The organism is Paenibacillus sp. JNUCC32 (genome assembly GCF_014863545.1).
Classification (GTDB): domain Bacteria; phylum Bacillota; class Bacilli; order Paenibacillales; family Paenibacillaceae; genus Paenibacillus_AQ; species Paenibacillus_AQ lautus_A.
In genome coordinates this window covers 6,648,540-6,662,767 of the sequence record NZ_CP062260.1, presented here as the reverse complement: position 1 = coordinate 6,662,767, position 14,228 = coordinate 6,648,540, and the positions used below count along the sequence as shown (strand labels likewise).

Annotated in this window: 14 protein-coding genes and 1 other annotated feature; of the genes, 5 read left to right on the top strand and 9 right to left on the bottom strand. The window is 50.0% G+C overall.

What is annotated here, in order from left to right:
- Positions 1 to 10 precede the first annotated feature (10 nt).
- The 3 genes from JNUCC32_RS29605 to JNUCC32_RS29595 all read right to left on the bottom strand — a co-directional run bounded on the left by JNUCC32_RS29605 (position 11) and on the right by JNUCC32_RS29595 (position 3,901).
- Complete coding sequence (locus tag JNUCC32_RS29605; RefSeq protein WP_192570590.1) at positions 11 to 2,065, bottom strand: peptidoglycan D,D-transpeptidase FtsI family protein; 2,055 nt, start codon at positions 2,063 to 2,065, stop codon at positions 11 to 13.
- A 134-nt stretch (positions 2,066 to 2,199) separates the two neighbouring features.
- Positions 2,200 to 3,348: a transglutaminase domain-containing protein gene (locus JNUCC32_RS29600; RefSeq protein ID WP_192570589.1), complete on the bottom strand. Its 1,149-nt coding sequence runs from the start codon at positions 3,346 to 3,348 to the stop codon at positions 2,200 to 2,202.
- A 106-nt stretch (positions 3,349 to 3,454) separates the two neighbouring features.
- Positions 3,455 to 3,901 (bottom strand): hypothetical protein, encoded by a 447-nt coding sequence (locus JNUCC32_RS29595; RefSeq protein WP_192570588.1) that lies wholly within the window; start codon positions 3,899 to 3,901, stop codon positions 3,455 to 3,457.
- A gap of 182 nt (positions 3,902 to 4,083) precedes the next feature.
- Here JNUCC32_RS29595 and JNUCC32_RS29590 point away from each other — a divergent pair, with 182 nt between their 5' ends.
- Together JNUCC32_RS29590 and JNUCC32_RS29585 are read left to right on the top strand one after the other, a co-directional pair.
- The gene (locus tag JNUCC32_RS29590) at positions 4,084 to 5,256 is read left to right on the top strand and encodes an MFS transporter (protein WP_096776652.1); all 1,173 of its coding nucleotides are present in this window, start codon (positions 4,084 to 4,086) and stop codon (positions 5,254 to 5,256) included.
- Between the two features lie 414 nt (positions 5,257 to 5,670).
- Positions 5,671 to 6,018 (top strand): toprim domain-containing protein, encoded by a 348-nt coding sequence (locus JNUCC32_RS29585; RefSeq protein WP_009592860.1) that lies wholly within the window; start codon positions 5,671 to 5,673, stop codon positions 6,016 to 6,018.
- 124 nt (positions 6,019 to 6,142) lie between these two features.
- On the opposite strand, the gene JNUCC32_RS29580 is transcribed toward JNUCC32_RS29585, so the two are convergent.
- From JNUCC32_RS29580 to JNUCC32_RS29570, 3 genes are all read right to left on the bottom strand, one after another.
- Positions 6,143 to 6,760, bottom strand: coding sequence for an SCO family protein (locus tag JNUCC32_RS29580; protein ID WP_192570587.1), 618 nt, complete (start codon positions 6,758 to 6,760; stop codon positions 6,143 to 6,145).
- An 80-nt stretch (positions 6,761 to 6,840) separates the two neighbouring features.
- The gene (gene cyoE, locus JNUCC32_RS29575; protein WP_009592896.1) at positions 6,841 to 7,779 is read right to left on the bottom strand and encodes a heme o synthase; all 939 of its coding nucleotides are present in this window, start codon (positions 7,777 to 7,779) and stop codon (positions 6,841 to 6,843) included.
- Between the two features lie 284 nt (positions 7,780 to 8,063).
- Positions 8,064 to 8,282, bottom strand: a complete 219-nt coding sequence (locus tag JNUCC32_RS29570) for an alpha/beta-type small acid-soluble spore protein (RefSeq protein WP_015737431.1) — start codon at positions 8,280 to 8,282, stop codon at positions 8,064 to 8,066.
- Positions 8,283 to 8,404: 122 nt separating this feature from the next.
- On the opposite strand from JNUCC32_RS29570, the gene JNUCC32_RS29565 reads away from it, so the two are divergent.
- Entirely contained in the window at positions 8,405 to 8,572 is a 168-nt protein-coding gene (locus JNUCC32_RS29565) for a hypothetical protein (RefSeq protein WP_009592873.1), read from the top strand.
- 11 nt (positions 8,573 to 8,583) lie between these two features.
- On the opposite strand, the gene trpS is transcribed toward JNUCC32_RS29565, so the two are convergent.
- Positions 8,584 to 9,570 (bottom strand): tryptophan--tRNA ligase, encoded by a 987-nt coding sequence (gene trpS, locus JNUCC32_RS29560; protein ID WP_015737432.1) that lies wholly within the window; start codon positions 9,568 to 9,570, stop codon positions 8,584 to 8,586.
- Between the two features lie 91 nt (positions 9,571 to 9,661).
- Positions 9,662 to 9,903: a binding site (T-box leader), on the bottom strand.
- Positions 9,904 to 10,081: 178 nt separating this feature from the next.
- On the opposite strand from trpS, the gene JNUCC32_RS29555 reads away from it, so the two are divergent.
- Together JNUCC32_RS29555 and JNUCC32_RS29550 are read left to right on the top strand one after the other, a co-directional pair.
- Positions 10,082 to 11,071: an aldose 1-epimerase gene (locus JNUCC32_RS29555; protein ID WP_192570586.1), complete on the top strand. Its 990-nt coding sequence runs from the start codon at positions 10,082 to 10,084 to the stop codon at positions 11,069 to 11,071.
- Positions 11,072 to 11,279: 208 nt separating this feature from the next.
- On the top strand, positions 11,280 to 11,501 hold the full coding sequence (locus JNUCC32_RS29550; protein WP_006212633.1) for an alpha/beta-type small acid-soluble spore protein: 222 nt from the start codon (positions 11,280 to 11,282) through the stop codon (positions 11,499 to 11,501).
- 93 nt (positions 11,502 to 11,594) lie between these two features.
- Here the strand turns inward: JNUCC32_RS29550 and JNUCC32_RS29545 are convergent, their stop codons facing one another.
- A complete protein-coding gene (locus tag JNUCC32_RS29545; RefSeq protein ID WP_009591435.1) occupies positions 11,595 to 11,999 on the bottom strand; it encodes a hypothetical protein in 405 nt (134 codons plus the stop codon).
- A gap of 292 nt (positions 12,000 to 12,291) precedes the next feature.
- Positions 12,292 to 14,085, bottom strand: a complete 1,794-nt coding sequence (locus JNUCC32_RS29540) for a M3 family oligoendopeptidase (RefSeq protein ID WP_192570585.1) — start codon at positions 14,083 to 14,085, stop codon at positions 12,292 to 12,294.
- Positions 14,086 to 14,228 lie beyond the last annotated feature (143 nt).

The following is a 14,228-nucleotide window of genomic DNA, read 5'->3' as shown; positions in this document are numbered from 1 at the left end:
CGTTTGTCGATTATTCGTTCGTACTGCCGTCCTCATTCTCACCCTCGGTTTTTTTAGGGTGCGGCGTACCGTCCAGTCCGTAAATCTCGTCATAAGCGTCGAAAATTTTACGGGCAACCGGCGCGGCACTCTGGGAACCGAAGCCTGCTTCCGGAATGACTACGGCAACGGCCAGTTTCGGATTTTGCCGTGGTGCAAAGGCGATGAACACCCCGTTTTCCACCCGAATCCGAGTGCCGTTTTTATAAATATCCTGCTCGGATGTTCCTGTTTTCCGCGCAAAATCATATTTGAAATCCTCGAAAGCCCGAAGTCCCTGCGTGTTCATCCCCGCAATGACTTCATTCCAGTACTGCTGCGGGAATTCCTCTTTATTCAATACTTCGCGCTTGAACTCCTTGATCACATTGCCGTCCTGATCCACAATCTTGCTGGCAAGCTGCGGACGGATGCGTTCTCCCCGATTGGCAAGCGTGCTGGCATACTGCGCCAATTGGAGCGTCGTATATTTGCCCGACTGTCCGAAGGAGGCGTACGCCATGGCAGCCAAATAACTTCCCGCCTGCTCGATGTTGGTATATTCGATGATGCCTTTATGCTCCTTTGGCAGACCGGATTCGGTGGATACCCCAAGCCCGAATTTCTTCATGTATTCATCCCATACCTTAACGGATTCGGAGCCATACTTGTTGTACAGCTTTTCCCCGATCCAATCGACCATAAAGGCATTGGAGGAATGCTCGATCGCTTTTCTTGCGTTCAGGGACCCGTAGGCTTTACCGCCGGAGTTCCGAACCCTCGTATTATCCTTACCGAAGAATGCCGCGCCGCCGTCATAATAGTAATCGTTCGGTCCGAACAAGTTTTCGTTAAGCCCGATCAGCACCGACAAAGGTTTCATCGTCGAGCCAAGCAGCACGACCGATTCCAGATTGTTGCCGGAGCGCCCGGAACTGTATGGAGAGATCGTACCGTTGCCGTAATACTTCATGACGGTTTCCCAATCGTCGGTTCCATTCTCCCATACATTGGGATCATAGTCCGGCATGCTGGCCATGGCGACAATGTTGCCGGTATCCACTTCCATCGCTACCGCATAACCCGTGAGCGCATTCGGATGCGTTTTGCCGGAAACCGGATTGGCGTGCAGCCATTTCAGCTGATCGATGATCGCCTGCTGCGTAGCTTTTTGGATATCCTTATGAATCGTCGTATGGATGTTGTACCCCTTCTCCGGGGCAATCATGGTCGGTACCCCGTCCGCCATGTTCTGCGGATTAATCGGAATGCCGATATATCCGTTCTTGCCGCGCAGCTCATCTTGGAACATCATTTCGAGTCCGTCTACGCCGACCTTCTCCTGCTCCGTGTAGATGAGTCCCGGATCCTTTTGCTTCTTGTTCTGCTCATCAATCTCTTTATATTTGTCCAGTGTCTTAATGCCGCGAAACTCTTTCAAATAACCAATCGTCTGAACGGCGATTTTATCAGGGTTGTATTGACGCTGGCTCTCTTCCACGACCTCGACTCCGGGATACTCGTTCTTATGCTCCATAAAGTAAGCCACTTCTTTAGTCGAGAGATCCGCTTTGATGCGTCTCGGCTCATAACCCGGCTGCTTGTTAAATTCCAGGTCCATCGCTTTGATTACATCATCTACCGTTAACTTCTCCGCTTTCGGATCACCGTATTGATCGAAGACCCTGACCATTTCCTCGGCCAGCTTTTCGATTTCCGGACGGTTCTTCTTCCCTCGTTCGGATGAACTATAATCCTTTAACAGCGTTAAATACAGGGCTTGGGAGGGTGTCGAGTAGGCAATCGGCGTTCCGGAAGCATCGATGATGCTGCCCCGAATCGGCTGAAGCGGGAAATTTTTAACCTGCCCGCCCGTTTCGAGCTCTTTCAGCTCCGGTCCTTCCACGAACTGCAGTATGGCAAGACGTATAATAATGACGCAGAATATAATAAACGTGCTGAAAAAAAATAGATTAACCCGCAAGTTAAACTGACTGCCGGCATCTCGTTCTTCTTGTTTGCGCTTGTCCGGCCTAAACCCTTTCACGTAAGCTTCTCCCCTTTATCCACAATCACATAAACCCATATTAACATAAACGCCCCCCCACTTCATCTGAAGGCCCATCGGATAGCAAGGGCGGACTTCCCTGCTAGAAAGCCGCCCCTGCCTATATCACTCTATTAAAATACCTGCTCTTTAATATGCGTCTCGTTGAAGCGCGGCGGATTAAACCAGTTGCCGCTCTGTGCCCAGGTCGGGTCAAGAGGGATCCAGCGCTTCTCTTCGCTCAAGTAGACTTCATTCCATGCGTGCGGACCATAACCGCCTTGTCCGTTATATCCCCTGCCGGTAACCACTCTGACCTTAAGATCCTGGGACCTCGCCATCATGGCATACAACCGGGCGTAATCAATGCATACCCCTAACCTCGTATCGTAGGTATCCTGCGGCGTCTGCTCTTTCCATATCCGCTGCTCTTCATACAGCGTCACTTTGTCGTGGTCATATGCGATCCGGCTGCCTACCCAATCATAAAGCTTTCGCGCTTTCTCTTCATCGGTTGACGCCCCCTTCACGACATGGGCAGCCGTCTGCTCGATGCCCTCGGGGATTTGATGGTCGATGACCTCGTACTTTCGCTGAATGATCCCATTCAATTCTTCCTGAACCGACTGGGTAAACACCGGCAGCTTTTCCTTAACGAGAGAACCCGACAAAGGCTCGATCACAGCCCGCGCCCCCTGCTGATAAACCGGAGAAGCTTCAACGTACCGGCTGAAGCCGTGATCAGGATTCAGACTGACGAAGATGAATAAGATAGCAATCACAATAATGCTCCGCGCTGCGCCCATGACGACGCCGATTCCGGCACCGGTCAGCCGGCTCAGCAGCGATGCCGAGGTTTCTTTTTTGGTTCCGAAGAGTCCCAGCCCGCCTCCCATGATCAGGGAAACCAGCAGCCGCAGCATAAACACGATAACGGCATAACTCAGCATAAACAGGACCGCAAACCGAAGCAGCGGGAAATCCGCCAGCGATTTTACGGCCGTATAATAAATCTGCTCCCAGAAGCGCAGATCCCGATTCGGTAAACCGGAGACCGTGCCCAGCCAATCGCCTGCCTTAGGCGACAGCCATAATGTAAAAGGAACGGAGATCGCAAGCCCGACCAGGCGAAGCACCGCGTCCCCCAGAAAAAAAACAAGCTTCCCGGCTGAGCGGGAGGCTCCGCGACTCCATCCCTGAATGAGTGAAAAAGCCACAATCAGCAGCAGCAAGATGGTGATTCCGTTCCCATCCAGCACACTTTCCTTCCATGCCGACATCAAACGGTATCCCCTCCTATCCCATGATGTCTTGTCAACGGACGTAAGCTTGATCGCATCAAGAACATGCTGCCAGCTTACATCCGCATCCGATTGCGTTCGCCATTTTTTATTTCATTGCCGAATTGCTCTTGGCATCATCGATAAAGCTCTGAATCGTATCGTTGATGTCCCACTTCCCTACCGAAACACCGCGGAAGGTGACTTCCACCTCTTTCGAACCGGCGCTTCCTTTCAACTCGAGATTGGGCGCTTTAATGGAGTACGTGCCGTCTCCATTCGAAGTATATTGTGCTTCCTTCGCTTCCTTCATCATCATGTTCAGCGCTTCTTTTTTTATCGTATCCACCGTCTCTTCCTTGACCGTGGTTACAACCTCGCCGATTTTGTCCAGGGAAATTCCGCTGTACACCAGCAATCCCCCGATGATGAGCACGGCAAGTGCCCACTTAATGACGGTTCTCACCACGTTCAGCACGATAAACAAGATGATTAAGGCGATGGCGATGACCAGCCAATTTTGTTTAAGAAATTCAATCCAGACCTGAGTATCCAATTCGTTTTCACTCCCGTCAATCGTTTCAAAAGCGGCGGTTTATGGCCGTCTTGTTAATTATACATGATACCCCGCAAAGCTGTCAGCCAACCGGGTCTTTTCACAAAAAGGTCTAAGCTTGACCTTTCGTACGTACAAGTAGTAGTACCATATCAACTTTAGCCGGATAGGAGGGTGCCATATTGAAAACCGCTTTATGGCTCTATATGTTTTTGTTTCTGGCGTTTTTTGATTTGCATGCTCAGTATCCTGTACTGACGCCTTTTGCCATTTCACTTGGAGCAGCCCCTACGTTTATCGGCTGGATGATGGGCATTTATGCTCTAACCCATCTGCCCGGCAACCTGCTTGCGGGCAGTCTGATCGATCGTCACGGCAGCAGACGCTACATTATTTTCAGCCTAACCGCCGCCGGTATCATTCTGCTTCTTCAGGCCCATGTCCAATTGCCCTGGCAGCTGCTCGTGCTCCGCTCGATCAGCGGCTTCGTGCTGGCCTTTCTGTCACCGGCCTGCCTGGCGCTGCTGGCGTCGCTCTCCCGGGATCCCGTTACGCAGGGCAAATATATGTCCGGTCATGGCGTGATCCACACCCTTGCCTCTGTCTTGTCGCCGGCTGCAGGAGCTTTCATCGTCGCCAATGCGGGATTTTCCGGCACATTCCAGAGTCTGGGCTGGCTTTTGATTTTCACGGGCTTGATGGCGTTTCTCAGTCTCCCGAAGCCGATGTCGGCCGCTGCTAAACATATGGATCAGCAGGCTGAACCGATCAATAACGAGAAGCCGGCACGGCTTCCGTTTAGCTTGCGCTTATATTTGATTCCTTTTGCGATTGCTTGCTCTCAGGGAATCCTGTTCTTTGAAATACCGCTTCGGGAAAGCGGGCTGGCAAGCATTATGTCCACCGGGCTTCTCTTCTCCGTCATTAGCCTTGGAGCCCTGGTCACGCTAAGCATGCTGTTCCTCAACCGTTATGCGCCTCATATCAGGGTAACCATCGGCGTATTCGGGCTGGCCATATGCTTCTACGCCCTAGCTGCAGCAGACCATGTACCGATTATGATTATCCTGTTTACGCTCGGACTTGCCAAAGGCTTGCTATTCCCGGCTTTATCCTCTTTGTTCATTCAGCTCAGCGGCGGAGGAAGGCTCGGCAAAGTGTTCTCATTTCAGTCCATCGCCATGTCGCTGGGATCCTTTGTCGGCCCGATCGCGGCTGGACAGCTGCGCACGGTGGTATCCCCTTATTTTGTTGCGTTTCTCATGCTGATGACGGTTCTGCTGCTCCTACCCAAACGCAATCGTGAGGCACCTTTGACAGCCATCTCGCCCGAAACCCCAATCTCAACCGTCTGATGAATTTGTCCCAAGTTAAGAACAGCGCCCAAATCAACGCGGATGGGCCAATGCACAGTCCATATGGGTAAACCCACATAAGATACAGTGTGGCAAATGACCACGAACATTTAACCAAGGGGTGAAGTAATCATGAGTCATGTTCATCATAAACATTGCCATGGGGGCCATGGAAATTCCGTAGGAATGATTCTTGTATTGTACATTCTGCTCGTCATCATTCTGAGCTGTTTCTAACTAGAATACATGGATTTACCTTATTGCGGCCATCCACTGGATGGTCGTTTATTGTGCCTCCTTTTGCATGATCGGCAGAAAACAAGTTACACTATACCTACATCATTCGACGGCAGATCAACATTTCCCGGGGAATGCTGCCAAGGATCTCCGTATCATGACAGAGGTGATAAAAAGATGCCGATATTTCTCATTGTAGAGGGCAAGAACGACCGGAGCCGACTGCGTCGGCTGCTGACTTCGGATATAACCATCCTGTGCACTTTCGGAACGTTAAACACCGCCAAGCTTGAGAGTCTGCATAAACAGGTGAAGGATCAAGAGGTGTACCTTTTTATGGATAACGACAGCTCCGGAAAAAAAATTCGCGGGGCTCTGCGCGACGTCTTTCCTGATGCCGAACAAATCTATACCCGCCGGGGATATGCCGGCGTTGAAGGAACTCCCGACGAATACTTGATTGCCCAGCTGGAGAAGGCAGGGCTGGAGGAATTCATCATCTACCCGCCCCCTGACGTATTCTGATGAACTGCGTCTATTGTCAAGGAATCACAAGAGCATCTTGAATGGCTTCAATTTTCGATATTTAAATAAAAAAGGCGTCCTCCATCTTTAACGATAGAGCGCGCCTTTTGGTTTTACCTGCAATTTATTCCTTAATCAAAGCCTTGATGTCCTTCACGATATCCTCGGTCTTCACTTCGGATGGATCCGCAGCATTATAGGTCTTCCGGATATTATTGTCCCGGTCCACCAAGGCAATGGAATTGCCATGCGTGAAATTCGTCGAGTTGTTGCCCAGCAGCGGAATTTTGAAAGACTCCTGCATCAGCTTCCGCGTTTCCTCCTGGTCTCCACGAAGGAAGTACCAGCCGCTGTAATCGGCATAGAATCGGTCTCCGAACTCCTTAATCTTCTCTTTCGTATCGGTCTCCGGATCAAAGGAGATGGACACAAAGTTAACTTCTTTACCGAATAAACCTTCTTGTTTCAAGTCCTCCTGGATCTGAGACAGAACCAGCGTCGTAATCGGGCACACATCCGGGCAGCTGGTGAAATAGAAGTACATAAGCTTCACCTTGCCTTTGGTATCCTCCGACGTGATCGTTTTCCCATCTACATTCTCCATGGAATAGGCAGCAACCTCACGAACGATCGGAAACTTCTCCTTTCCGAATCCAAGCGAGTTGTATACCAGGTAGATGGCTGCTATTACGCATATAGCGAGCAGTACCCAAGTCCATTTGTAACGTTTGAATGCATTCATGACCTTCCCCGTTCTCCCTTCGTCTCAGGCAATCCCTGTTCTATCAGGTTTTGGTGTATCGCTAAAAGCCCAGCCACCTGTTAAAAGGTGGTATTGAGTATGAGAACGATCAGGCTCAAGGTCAAGTAGTTGATGGAGATAATGAATACTTTTTTGGACCAAGCTTCATCGTCCTTGGCACGGAAACCTTGGAGTGCGGCGTAGAGCCACCAAATAGCCAGAAGGAGTCCGATGACCAGAAAGAATATACCGGCATATCCGTAGGCGTACATCAGGATGGGAATCGGTATGAGAAGCACCAGGTAAGGAATCATCTGATACTTCGTGCGTTTAATTCCTTTGACAACCGGCAGCAAAGGGAATCCCGCTGCACGGTATTCTTCCACCCGGCGAATGCCCAGCGCCCAGAAATGCGGCGGCTGCCAGAGAAACAGCAGGGCGAAGAGCAGGACGGCTGCCATATCTACGCTTCCGGTCACGGCCACATAGCCGATTACCGGAGGCATGGCACCGGAGATCGCTCCGACCGACGTGCTCCATGTAGAAGAACGTTTAAGCCAGAGAGTGTACACCACAACGTAAACGAACATTCCGACGGCTCCGAATAGGCCTGCCAGCACGCCTGAGAACAAGAACAGGACGGCTAGTCCCACGACCCCCAGAATGACGGCATACCAAAGAACAACCTTGGGTGTCAAACGCCCGGTTGGAAGGGAGCGATTCCGGGTACGCTCCATCTTCATGTCGAGCTCCCGGTCGAAATAGTTATTGAAAACACAGGACGAAGCCATGACAAGCACAGTTCCGAGAAGTGTCATAATCATCAATCCAAATTGGATATCCCAACGCGATGCCAGCCAAAATCCGGCAAAAGCCGCTATCAAATTTGACCGGATGATTCCGGGTTTCGTCACCGTGATAAAATCTTTCCAAGTCCCCGCCTTATCGGGAGGTGCAGGCGCTGCCGAGGCCAGTGCTGCGGATTCTGAAGGAGCCTGGTATCTCAAGTGATTATCCACGTGTTAACGTTCCTCCTTGTATCTGTCGTTATGGAGGAAGTACTGCCTCCGCTATAAAGTTTATCATATCATTAGTAAAAAGTGTTTAGCAATCCTTCGGAATTCATTCCATCTATATGACAATTCAGTGACATTTGGAAGGGATATCACCTTGACGTTTCGCCGTTGTTTAAGGCACAATTTGTCTATGTAGCAGGATGCCTGTCGGGCCCCCGATATGAATACAAAGCCCGGAGCGCTGACATAGCGCTCCGGGCTTCCATACTCACGTTATGAGAGAGAGATTACAGCGTGCGGCCAGACCCCGAAAGAGCCTGTTCAGCTTGCTGTACCAAACGTTTAGTAATGTATCCGCCCAGGGATCCTGTTTCACGGGAAGTATAGTTACCATAGTAACCGTCCTGAGGAATCGTTACGCCTAGTTCTTGAGCAGCCTCGAGTTTCAAACGTTGTAATGCTGCAGTAGCTTGAGGTACAACCAAATTGTTGCTGCGACGTGCCATATTAAAAATCTCCCTTCACTGAATGTCTGTTATTCCAGTGCAAGCTTGCAAACTTATTATGGCTCCTTCTTGCAACGTTATACGTATTTTTAAAATTTTAATCTTTGGAGGTTTTTTTCATAATGAGTAAAGGCTTATCCCTATGGTTTGCGGTCTCTTCCATCGTCCTGTTGACCGCCTCCGCCATATCCATCAGCTACAACGGATTTCTGGCCGTCGGTCTGGCGCTGCTCTCCATCCTCAACATAGGCTGGGGATTCATTATTAAATCCAAGCGCAAGCCTTCCTAGAAGACCCTCGTTTATTTAGGAGCCAGAAATCCCATCTTGTCCTTCACGCCATCGAGTATTTGGGCAGCGGTCTTCTGCGCCTGCTCGGCTCCTTTGGCGAGAATGTCATGAATTTCACCGGTTTGGCGAATTTCGTGGTATCTGTTCTGAAGCGGCTCCAGAGCGGCTACGACAACTTCGCCAAGCTCCTTCTTGAATGCCCCGTACATCTTTCCTTCGAAACGAGACTGCACTTCCTGCAAAGACACCCCAGCACACTCCGAATAGATGCTCATCAGATTGCTCACCTCAGGCTTAGCGGAAGGATCATACACCACTTCGGCTCCGGAGTCGGTTGTAGCCCGGCTGATTTTCTTGCGAATTTGATCCGGCGTATCCAGCATCGCGATATAACTGCCCTCAACCGGATTGCTCTTGCTCATCTTTTTGGAAGCGTCGTCCAGCGACATGATTCGCGCACCGACTTCAGGGATGAACGGCTCCGGAATATTGAAATACGGACCGAACCGATGATTGAAGCGTGCAGCCAAATCACGCGTGATTTCCAGATGCTGCTTCTGGTCGTCTCCCACCGGCACAAGATTTGCATTATACAGCAAAATGTCTGCGGCCATAAGCGCAGGATAAACGAACAAGCCGGCCCCAACCGATTCCTTGCCTTCCGATTTGTCCTTGAACTGGGTCATCCGTTCCAACTCGCCCATATTCACCAAGGTGGTCATGATCCATCCCAGCTCGGCGTGTTGAGGAACATGGGACTGCAAAAAGATATTGGCGCGGTTCGGGTCGATTCCGGCGGCAACGTACAGGGCCGCGACCGATTCCGAGCGATCCCGCAGCGAGCTAGGCTCCTGCGGTACCGTTATTGCGTGCAGATCGACCACCATAAAATAACAGTCATGCTCGTTTTGCAGCTTCACAAAATTTTTAATGGCTCCGATGTAGTTGCCGAGCGTTAGATTACCGCTTGGCTGAATTCCCGATAATACGGTTTTCATGACTAGCCCTCCATTTATTTATATTGTCATTTAATCCAAGTCTGCCCCGTCCTTGCGGGAGCATATAGGAACGCAAAAAAGCCTCACATCCGCAAGGGACGTGAGACCGTGGTGCCACCCTTATTCGCTGCAAGCATCATCCTACGCAGGCTGCAGCCTTCCATTCTTGTAACGGAGAATACCCGGCCGGCATATTAAGGAATAACAGCATTATCCCGTTCAGCCCGGCACTCGAAGGGCCATTCAGCAAAGCGGATCCGCCGGTTCGCATCAACCACCGGCTTTCTGAAGGATGGGCCGCACCTGCTTACTTGTCCTTGTCATCGTGTTTCAATCATAATGGATCACTATTACATGCAATGATAAAACTCTTGCTCTGCCTTGTCAATTCCAATTTGGAATCAAGATGTACGGGCCTATTTGAAGCATTTCTTTTACCCTTTCCGCAAAAATCTGTTATGATGTGGTTAATCGTCCAGACCATGATTTCTGTTAGTAAAGGAGCATCGATATGAATCAAGTGACCAAAGGCCAGTGGAATGGTTACGACACCTATATTTTAAACAGCGGCCGTCTTGAAGTGACTCTCCTTCCTCGTCTAGGTAATAACGTCATTGGGATTAAAGACAATGAAAACTCACGCGAAATCCTCCGAAAACCAGATGAAAGCGAGCTTGCATTCTATCTACAGAAGCCTTACCACTTCGGCATTCCGATGCTCATACCGCCAGGCCGGATTTCCAAGGGCCATTTCGAATATGGCGGAACGTCGTATCAATTTGACCAAAATACCGCGAACGACAATCATATCCACGGCCTCCACCGATCACAGGCTTGGTGTGTCAGCGACATAGAGGAGGAGGATGACGGCTGCGCCGTTTCGACCGAGTTCATCTCATCGGATGATCCGAAATGGATTGCCCAATTTCCTGTGCCGCTGAAGCTGGAGATGACCTTCCGTCTTCAGGGGACACGCTTAACGCAGAGCCTTCGCGTAACGAATCTTGGCGCTAGCCCCGTTCCGTTCGGCATGGGTTACCATACGTGGTTCCTGCTGGACGGCGAACCGCATCGCTGGACGCTGGATCTGCCAGTTGAAGGCATTTATACTTTGAATAACGAACTGATCCCGACCGGCGATCTTTCACCTCTCGGCCATTTGGAACAACTGAATTCGGGACTAAACCTGAAGGATGCCGACCTGGATACGATATTAAGGATCCCTGAGGGCAAACCTGCCGAGGCCTTGCTGAAGCGGGACGATGGTTACCAAATTCATTATTCGGCAGACCGTGCCTTCTTCAAGCATTGGGTGCTCTATACCAAAGGTGTTGCCGAGCAGTTCCTCTGCATCGAACCGTACACCTGGCTTCCCAACGCACCCAATTTGAATCTCCCGAACGAAGAAACCGGGCTGATTCATTTGGAACCGGGACAGACCGTGAATCTGACGACCAAGATCAGCATTCAGAATACGTCACCGGAGGCAGAGCAAGCATAAGCCAGCGTCTCCATTGACACATAACATCCTCATATACTTAACTTTTCAGCAAGAGCAGCCCTTTGAATAACAAAGGGCTGCTTTTATTTGATCTATGAACAATGCCTACGGGTAATTTTACCAGCAGACGATCTGCCTCCTGCACGAATGAGATCCCTATCAATCAGGTCATAATATCCTCATACAACACCAAAGGAGGTGACATGACATGGCTCAAGGTCGTTCTTCTAACAATCTTGTCGTACCTCAAGCAACTGCAGCTCTTCAACAATTGAAGATGGAAGCTGCTCAAGAACTGGGCGTAACGATTCCACAAGACGGTTACTATGGAAACTATACTTCCCGTGAAACCGGTTCTTTGGGAGGTTACATCACCAAACGTCTGGTACAATTGGCTGAGCAGCAATTATCGGGTCGTTCGAACCTGTAATTAGCATCTCTTCCCTCCAGCCGTAAATAGAAAGAGGCGATCTTCTCCCCAAAGATCGCCTCTTTCGTTATATGTTCTATATAATAAATGATTTCAGGATTCCGAAGCAGCTTCGGCATATGTATTACGAGGGTACCGTATCATCAAGTTGGCCATGTTATAGTTGGATTCAAGCACAGCATCCACAACGACGATGCCTTGTCGTACCATAAATTCATAACTGATTTCGCCATGTGTCCAATGGCGTTTATGTTTCAGACTTTCAAGCGCCATCGAACGAAAAGAGAATTGTTGAGCCTCACTTAGCCCCTCCTCTTGCGGAGCTATGATCCCGTTACGCCCAGACAATGGATTATGCCGTATGCCAAATTTACCAATTACATTGTTTCGTATTTGTACAAAAACCGTCCCCGAGCTTAGACCTCCCAACTCTTCTTCCAGCTCTTTAAACACGATGTCCAGCTGCCTAGCCAGTGATAATTGATCTAGTTTTACCATCCCTTCTCCCCTCCTTTATTAGTAAATCTTCCCTATTATTAGGGCTTATGACTCATTATAGGGGATAGAAATCATTGGATCAACAATATTCAACACATTTGGGTATTTATTACTAAAATTGCACAAATATTTTAGTTTTCCGCTCCTTTATTGCGTCAACTTTCTTTCTTTTACGACAAAAAAAGAAGCCCCGAAGGAGCTTCTTTCGATATGGGAGTAAATCTGCAGTCGGAGATCAAACGCCATAACAGGAACTGCATTTTTAACTGTTTTTTCGAGGATAACCAACAATTTATGCTAAATGCTCGGTCATTTGCAAGAACTGCTTAATATCGCTTACGCAGGAGTCCGCCGCGCTTTGCCAGAAGTCGCGCTGGGTCAGATCTACGTTCAGATGTTTCTTTGCCAGGTTCTCCACGGACATTACGCCTGTGTCTCGAAGCAAAGCATCATATTTGTCCGCAAAGGTCGGACCTTCTTCCAATGCCCGAACATAGAGGCCCGTACTGAACATATAACCGAAGGTATACGGGAAGTTATAGAACGGGGTGCCCGTGATATAGAAATGAAGCTTGGATGCCCAGAAATGCGGATGGTACGATGTCAGGGCATCACAGTATGCTTCCTTCTGTGCCTCCACCATCAAATCGGAGATCTCCTCGCTGCTCAGCAGACCGTTCTTCCGCTTGTCATAGAAGCGGGTTTCGAACAAGAAACGTGCATGAATGTTCATAAAGAAGGCCACGCTGTTCTGAATTTTCTCTTCCAACAGAGCCAGCTTCTCCTCTTCGCTGCCTGCCCCCTTCACCATCGCATCAAAAACAATCATCTCGGCGAAGGTGGATGCCGTCTCGGCGACATTCATCGCATACTTTTGGTTAAGCACCGGAATTCCGCCCATCAGATGCTGATGATAGGCATGACCCAGCTCATGAGCCAGGGTCGAGACGTTCGAGGCCGTTCCGCCAAACGTCATGAAAATCCGCGTCTGGCCGCTTGCCGGGAAGGAAGTACAGAAACCGCCAGGTCGCTTCCCGGGGCGGTCCTCGACCTCAATCCAACTCTTGTCGAACGCCATCTGCGAAAAATCAGCCAATCTCGGGCTAAACTTACGGAATTGCTCCACGATGTTAACAGCGGCATCGTCATACGAGATCTTGGTTGCCGAAGTACGGAGCGGAGCATCCACATCGGTCCAGGACAACCCGTCCAGACCGAGCAGCTTCGCTTTGCGGTTCAGGTACTCCACAAGCACCGACTTCGTATCCTGGATGACGGCCCACATCGTGTCCAACGTCTCGCGGCTCATCCGGCCAATCGCCAGCGGTTCTTTCAAGACATCGTTCCAGCCGCGGTTCTCGTACAGTTTCAGGCGGTAGCCGGATAGATGGTTCAAGGTATCCGCGCAGTAATCAGCGGAATCTCCCCAAGCCTTCTCCCACTTCTCAAACATGGATTGGCGCACTTCCCGGCGCGGATCATGCATTTTATTGAACGCTTGCCCTGCCGACAGCATGACCGTCTCTCCGTCTTCCTCATACGGAATTTGGATTTTCTTCACGATGGTGTCGTAGAACTCCCCCCATCCGTGATAACCGTCTACCCCCAGCGACAGAACCAGGCTTTCCAGCTCGGGACTCATCTTATCCTTCGCGAGATTGCGGCTTTCGTTCAATACGAATTCCAGCTCGGACACCTTATCCGTACCGGTCCATGCGGTCCAGAGCTCATCGTTCATTCCGCGAAGCACGTTATCGAACTGGTTCTTCACCGACTGCAGGGCAGCGGACAGCGTAGTGACCCGCCCGGACAATTGAACCGCCTTCTTGTCATTCACGTTCTGTGCGGTCAGGCAGCCTACGAAGGCAGAAACCTCGCGGATCCTTGCATAGGCGCTCTGGAACTGCTCAAGGAAGAGCTCCAGACTGGACGCGCTCTCGATGGTCTCTGGAACAGCCAATGCCTTGACGTCTTGCTGAAGTTGATGTACATCCTGCTCCAAAGCCTCAATAAAGCTCCCGAGCTGCGGCGAGGAGGAGCCTCCTGGAAATATCGATTCCAAATCCCAAGTTTGTTGAAGTGCCATCGAACATTCATCACCTTTCGAGATAAAATATGAATTCAAACGAATACCATTTGTGTGGACTTAGGGAAAAGTGTATAACTATATATAACTAAAATACTGTTTTCCCTCTTGATCAAACAAAATACTGCTGGAGGAGCTAGAAG

What these genes read in the sequence shown, in the direction of transcription:
- JNUCC32_RS29565 (WP_009592873.1), top strand. Translation starts at nt 8,405, where the DNA reads ATGAGTAAAGGCTTATCCCTATGGTTTGCGGTCTCTTCCATCGTCCTG.
- JNUCC32_RS29540 (WP_192570585.1), bottom strand. Translation starts at nt 14,085, where the DNA reads ATGGCACTTCAACAAACTTGGGATTTGGAATCGATATTTCCAGGAGGC.
- JNUCC32_RS29545 (WP_009591435.1), bottom strand. Translation starts at nt 11,999, where the DNA reads ATGGTAAAACTAGATCAATTATCACTGGCTAGGCAGCTGGACATCGTG.
- JNUCC32_RS29580 (WP_192570587.1), bottom strand. Translation starts at nt 6,760, where the DNA reads ATGAATGCATTCAAACGTTACAAATGGACTTGGGTACTGCTCGCTATA.
- JNUCC32_RS29570 (WP_015737431.1), bottom strand. Translation starts at nt 8,282, where the DNA reads ATGGCACGTCGCAGCAACAATTTGGTTGTACCTCAAGCTACTGCAGCA.
- JNUCC32_RS29550 (WP_006212633.1), top strand. Translation starts at nt 11,280, where the DNA reads ATGGCTCAAGGTCGTTCTTCTAACAATCTTGTCGTACCTCAAGCAACT.
- JNUCC32_RS29555 (WP_192570586.1), top strand. Translation starts at nt 10,082, where the DNA reads ATGAATCAAGTGACCAAAGGCCAGTGGAATGGTTACGACACCTATATT.
- trpS (WP_015737432.1), bottom strand. Translation starts at nt 9,570, where the DNA reads ATGAAAACCGTATTATCGGGAATTCAGCCAAGCGGTAATCTAACGCTC.
- JNUCC32_RS29585 (WP_009592860.1), top strand. Translation starts at nt 5,671, where the DNA reads ATGCCGATATTTCTCATTGTAGAGGGCAAGAACGACCGGAGCCGACTG.